The 4,214-nt window shown below is 73.4% G+C and carries 3 protein-coding genes and 1 pseudogene; 2 read left to right on the top strand and 2 right to left on the bottom strand.

Annotated elements, in window-relative coordinates:
• Positions 1-157: 157 nt before the first annotated feature.
• Positions 158-1,093: an alpha/beta hydrolase gene (locus ACFQ4O_RS15715; protein ID WP_378777003.1), complete on the bottom strand. Its 936-nt coding sequence runs from the start codon at positions 1,091-1,093 to the stop codon at positions 158-160.
• Between the two features lie 99 nt (positions 1,094-1,192).
• Positions 1,193-2,134 carry an alpha/beta hydrolase gene (locus ACFQ4O_RS15710; protein ID WP_378777001.1) on the bottom strand — a complete coding sequence of 314 codons (942 nt, stop codon included), beginning with the start codon at positions 2,132-2,134 and terminating at the stop codon, positions 1,193-1,195.
• Between the two features lie 303 nt (positions 2,135-2,437).
• Between ACFQ4O_RS15710 and ACFQ4O_RS15705 the strand changes: the two genes are divergently transcribed.
• Together ACFQ4O_RS15705 and ACFQ4O_RS15700 are read left to right on the top strand one after the other, a co-directional pair.
• Positions 2,438-3,229, top strand: coding sequence for an outer membrane protein (locus ACFQ4O_RS15705; protein WP_378776999.1), 792 nt, complete (start codon positions 2,438-2,440; stop codon positions 3,227-3,229).
• 111 nt (positions 3,230-3,340) lie between these two features.
• A pseudogene (locus ACFQ4O_RS15700) lies at positions 3,341-4,214 on the top strand (ATP-dependent DNA helicase RecG); the annotation flags it as partial.

Raw genomic sequence — 4,214 nt, 5'->3', positions numbered from 1 at the left:
GTCCCCGCCGCGGCGGGGGTGGCGGCCGTCCGCAGGGCGACCGTCGCCAGGGCTGAACCCGGCTTCCGGCCGGACCGACCGCGCCGGACGCCGGCCGGTCGGACGACCGGATGAGATCACGACAGGACAGCGCCGGAACCCCCGTTCCGGCGCTGTTTTATTGGGTCGAGCGCGTGTGCGCCGCAGCCTGCCCGGAGGCGCCGCAGGTCGGGTCGATCCGGGCGCCGAGCCAGACCAGCGCCGGCCCGAGCTCCCGGCGCCACAGGCTCCATTCGTGCCGGCCGGGCGCGACGGTCATCGTGCTGTCCACACCCGCGCGCAGCAGCGCCAGATGCATCTCCGTCGTGCCCTGCACGATGCCGCCGGGGTCGCGATCGCCGGCGTTCAGATACACATCCGGCTTGTGGCGGCGCAGCGCGAGCTGGCGGACCTTGGTGAACAGGTTCCAGCGGTTGAAGCGCTTCACGTCGAACGGCGTCCCGAAGGCGCCGTCGTAGAACGTGCGGGCGCGCTTGAGCCGCTGCGTCATCTGCGGCGCGATCGGCTGGGTGATGGAGCCGGACAGGCTGATGGCGCTGGCGAACTTGCCCGGCTTGTCGAAGGCGAACAGCAGCGCGCCGTAACCGCCCATGGACAGGCCCGCCACCGCCCGCCCCTCGCGGCAGGCGGCGGTGGGCAGGCGGGCGTCGATGGCGGCGACCAGATCGCGGGTCAGCGCCGTCTCCATGGCGCCCGCGCCGCCGATGTCGGTGTTGTCCACGTACCAGCTGTCGCCCGCCTGGGGCATGACGACGACGGTCGGCGGCATCCGCCCCTCGGCGATGGCCTCGTCCATGGCGCTCGCGAGGCCGCCTGCGTCCAGCCAGTCCGCCTCGCCTGGGCCGCCGCCGTGGAGCAGGTAAAGCACCGGCCAGCGCTGGCCGGGCGCGGGCGTGGCGGCCGGACGATAGAGGCTGTAGCGGATCGGCTTGCCGAGCGCGGGGCTCGGCGCGGTCAGGTCGCGCTGCACCACGCCCGCGACCGCAGGCCATGCGGCGAGGCCGAGGACGGACGCGACGGCGAGAGACAGGAGACGGCGGAACGGCGGCGTCATGGCGAGGCTTCCGCGCTGAAAACCCGGCCGCGCCTCCCGCGGCCGTCACGGAAACGTTACGCCGCGCCGCACAGGCCGTCACGCTTCAAAGCTGGGCGCTCAGCGCAGGGCGGCGCCTTCGCGAGAGGCGATCTCGCTGTCGCAGCGCGTGTCGAGCCGCGGGCCGAGCCACGCCAGCGCCGCAGCCAGATCCCGCTTCCACACCTCCCAGTCGTGCCCGCCGGACCCGACGCGCAGCGAACTGTCGACGCCCGCGCGCAGGAGCTGCGCGTGCAGCAGCGTCGTGCTCTGCAGCAGGCCCGCGCGGTCCCGGTCGCCGATGGACAGGAAGATCGCCGGCTTCTCGGCGGCCCGCCGCAGCGCCTCCGCCTTGCCGAACAGGTTCCAGGCGTTGAACCGTTCCCGCGCCAGCGGCGCGCCGAAGGCCTTGTCGTAGAAGCGATCCGCCCGCGCCGCGCGTTCGTCGTCGCCCTCCCCGATCGGCGGCGCGATGGCGCCCGACAGGCTGACGCCGGCGCCGAACAGGTCCGGCGCGTCGAGCGCGAACAGCAGCGCGCCGTAGCCGCCCATGGACAAGCCTGCGACCGCCCGGCCCTCCCGGCAGCGGGCGAGCGGAAAACGCTGCTCCAGCGCCGCGCGCAGATCCTGCGTGATCGCCGTCTTCATGCGTCCGTGGCCGCCGGGATCGGGATTGTCCACGTACCAGCTGTGCGGCGCGACCGGCATCACCACCAGCATCGGCGGAATGACGCCGTCGGCGATGGCGCGGTCCAGGATGTTCTGGGCGTCTCCCTGATCGAGCCAGTCGGTCTCGCTGGGGCGCCCCTCCAGCAGGAACAGCGTCGGCCACACCTCGCCCTCCCGGGGCGCGACCGCCGGGCGGTAGAGGCTGTAGGCGATGTCCCGCCCGAGCGCCTCGCTGTGGGTGAGAAGCCGCCGCTCGACCAGCCCGCCCACCACGTCCTGCGCCTGCGCGGCGAGCGACGTGAGGGCGAAAGCGGCGGCGAGGCCCGCGCGGCGGAGCGTGGCTGCAAGGTCCATCTCCGCGACATAGGCGCGAGCCGCGCGAAGTCTCTAGCCGCGGCGGATCACAAAACGGTCGCCGGCCATCTTTCTCGCGGACACGGCGCGCGGCCGCCCGATCCGGCGACGATCGCCCTCCCCCGGGCGTCGAAGCTTGCCGCCGCGCTGCAACGCGCGCGCTTTGGCGCCATGATTTCAGACCAATACTGAAGACGTGAAAGCCGTTTCTTCGCGAACGTCCTCGCGTTAACCCCCGATTAAGCATGTTCGTCGAGGGTGTCCCCCGCGCCGAAGCATGCGGCGTTGGGGGAACTGCCGATCATGACCAAGACCGCCGCCGTCGTCGCGCTTGCGACGCTGTCCCTTGTCCACGTCTCGGGGGCCTCCGCCGCCGACCTTGGAGCCTCGTACGCCGACGTCCCGAGCTGGACCGGCTTCCACGTGGGCGTTCAGGGCGGCCACCGCTGGGCGGATGCGGACGGCAAGGCCCGCTTCGACACCGTGCCGCTGACGCCCACCACCCCGGTCGCCACCCTCTCGGCCGCGGCCGTCGGCGGCGCCCCGATCTCGGCCAGCCGCTCGTTCGATCTCGACACCTTCACCGGCGGCGTGCGCCTCGGCTACGACCATCAGGTCTCGCCCTCGATCGTGGTCGGCGTGCTGGCCGACGCCGCCTGGGGCAAGGCGAGCAAGACCATCGCCGAGCCGATCGGCTCCACCAGCACGCTCGCCGTCGTCGTCGCGCCCTTCGGCGCCGCCGGCGCGCGGGTGAAGCACACCTGGGACGGCACGGTGCGCGCCCGCGTCGGCTATCTCGCCACCGAGCAGATCCTGCTCTACGCCACCGGCGGCGTCGCGCTGCTGCGCGAACAGGTGTCGGGCGCCTATGTCTGGGGCGGCCTCGGGGACGGGTTCTCCAAGTCCCGCACCCGCGTCGGCTGGACGGTGGGCGGCGGCGTCGAGGCGGCGCTGAGCGCCAACTGGCGCGTCCATGCGGAGTACCGCTACGCCGACTTCGGCTCCAAGAGCTACGACTGGTCGGCCGCCGGCGTGAAGGCCAAGGTCGACACCAAGACCCACACCCTGCTCACCGGCGTCAGCTACCGGTTCTGATCCGCCGCCGCGCATCGCGCGACGACGACGCGGGTCCGGCGCGGTTCACGCGCCGGACCTTTGCGCACGCCGCCTCTTGCGTCCGGGCGGCGCGGCGCCTCCATTAGCGCCATGCGCGACTCCCGCCTCGATCCCCTGTTCGCCGAAGCGACGGCGCTGCCCGGCGTCGGCCCCAAGGTGGCGAAGGCGCTGACGCGCCTGCTCGGCGCGCCGCCCGGCGGCGACGGGCCGCGGGTGATCGACGTGCTGTTGCACGCGCCGACCGGCGGCGTGGACCGGCGCACGCGCGCGACCATCGCGGAGCTCGTTCCCGGCGAGACCGCGCTGGTGGAGGCGGTGGTGGAGCGCCATCAGCCGCCGCGCAGCCCCCGCGCGCCCTACCGCGTGGTGGTGGCGGACGACACCGGCGCCATGACGCTGGTGTTCTTCCGCGCCAAGGCCCCCTTCATCGAGCATCTGCTACCCCTCGGCGAGACCCGCTGGATCGCGGGCGCGGCGGAGCTGTTCGACGGCATGCCGCAGATGGTCCACCCGGCCCATGTGCTCGACGCCGAGGGCCTGTCGAAGCTGCCGCCTGTGGAGCCCACCTATCCGCTGGTGGAGGGGCTGACGCACAGTCTCGTCGGCCGCATCGCCCGCGCGGCGCTGGACCGGCTTCCCGCTTTGCCCGAATGGCTCGACGCCGCCTTCCTGCGCCAGCGCGGCTTCGCGGGTTTCGCCGCAAGCCTCAACGCCCTGCACCGACCGACCCGTCCGGAAGAGATCGCCCCCGACGGTCCGGCGCTGACGCGGCTCGCCTATGACGAGCTGTTCGCGAACCAGCTCGCGCTGCAGCTCGTGCGCGCGCACATGAAGCGCGCCAAGGGCCGCGCGAGCGTCGGCGACGGCCGCGTGACGGCGGCGGTCCTCGCCGCCCTGCCGTTCTCTCTCACGGGCGCGCAGGAGCGGGCGCTCGAAGCCATCCGCGCCGACCTCGCCGCCGACG

Origin of the sequence: Methylopila musalis, from assembly GCF_042679725.1 — a bacterium.
GTDB lineage: Bacteria > Pseudomonadota > Alphaproteobacteria > Rhizobiales > Methylopilaceae > Methylopila > Methylopila musalis.
Note: the sequence above shows the minus strand (reverse complement) of the source record. Positions and strands in the feature narration are given on the sequence as shown.

What these genes read in the sequence shown, in the direction of transcription:
- ACFQ4O_RS15710 (WP_378777001.1), bottom strand. Translation starts at nt 2,134, where the DNA reads ATGGACCTTGCAGCCACGCTCCGCCGCGCGGGCCTCGCCGCCGCTTTC.
- ACFQ4O_RS15715 (WP_378777003.1), bottom strand. Translation starts at nt 1,093, where the DNA reads ATGACGCCGCCGTTCCGCCGTCTCCTGTCTCTCGCCGTCGCGTCCGTC.
- ACFQ4O_RS15705 (WP_378776999.1), top strand. Translation starts at nt 2,438, where the DNA reads ATGACCAAGACCGCCGCCGTCGTCGCGCTTGCGACGCTGTCCCTTGTC.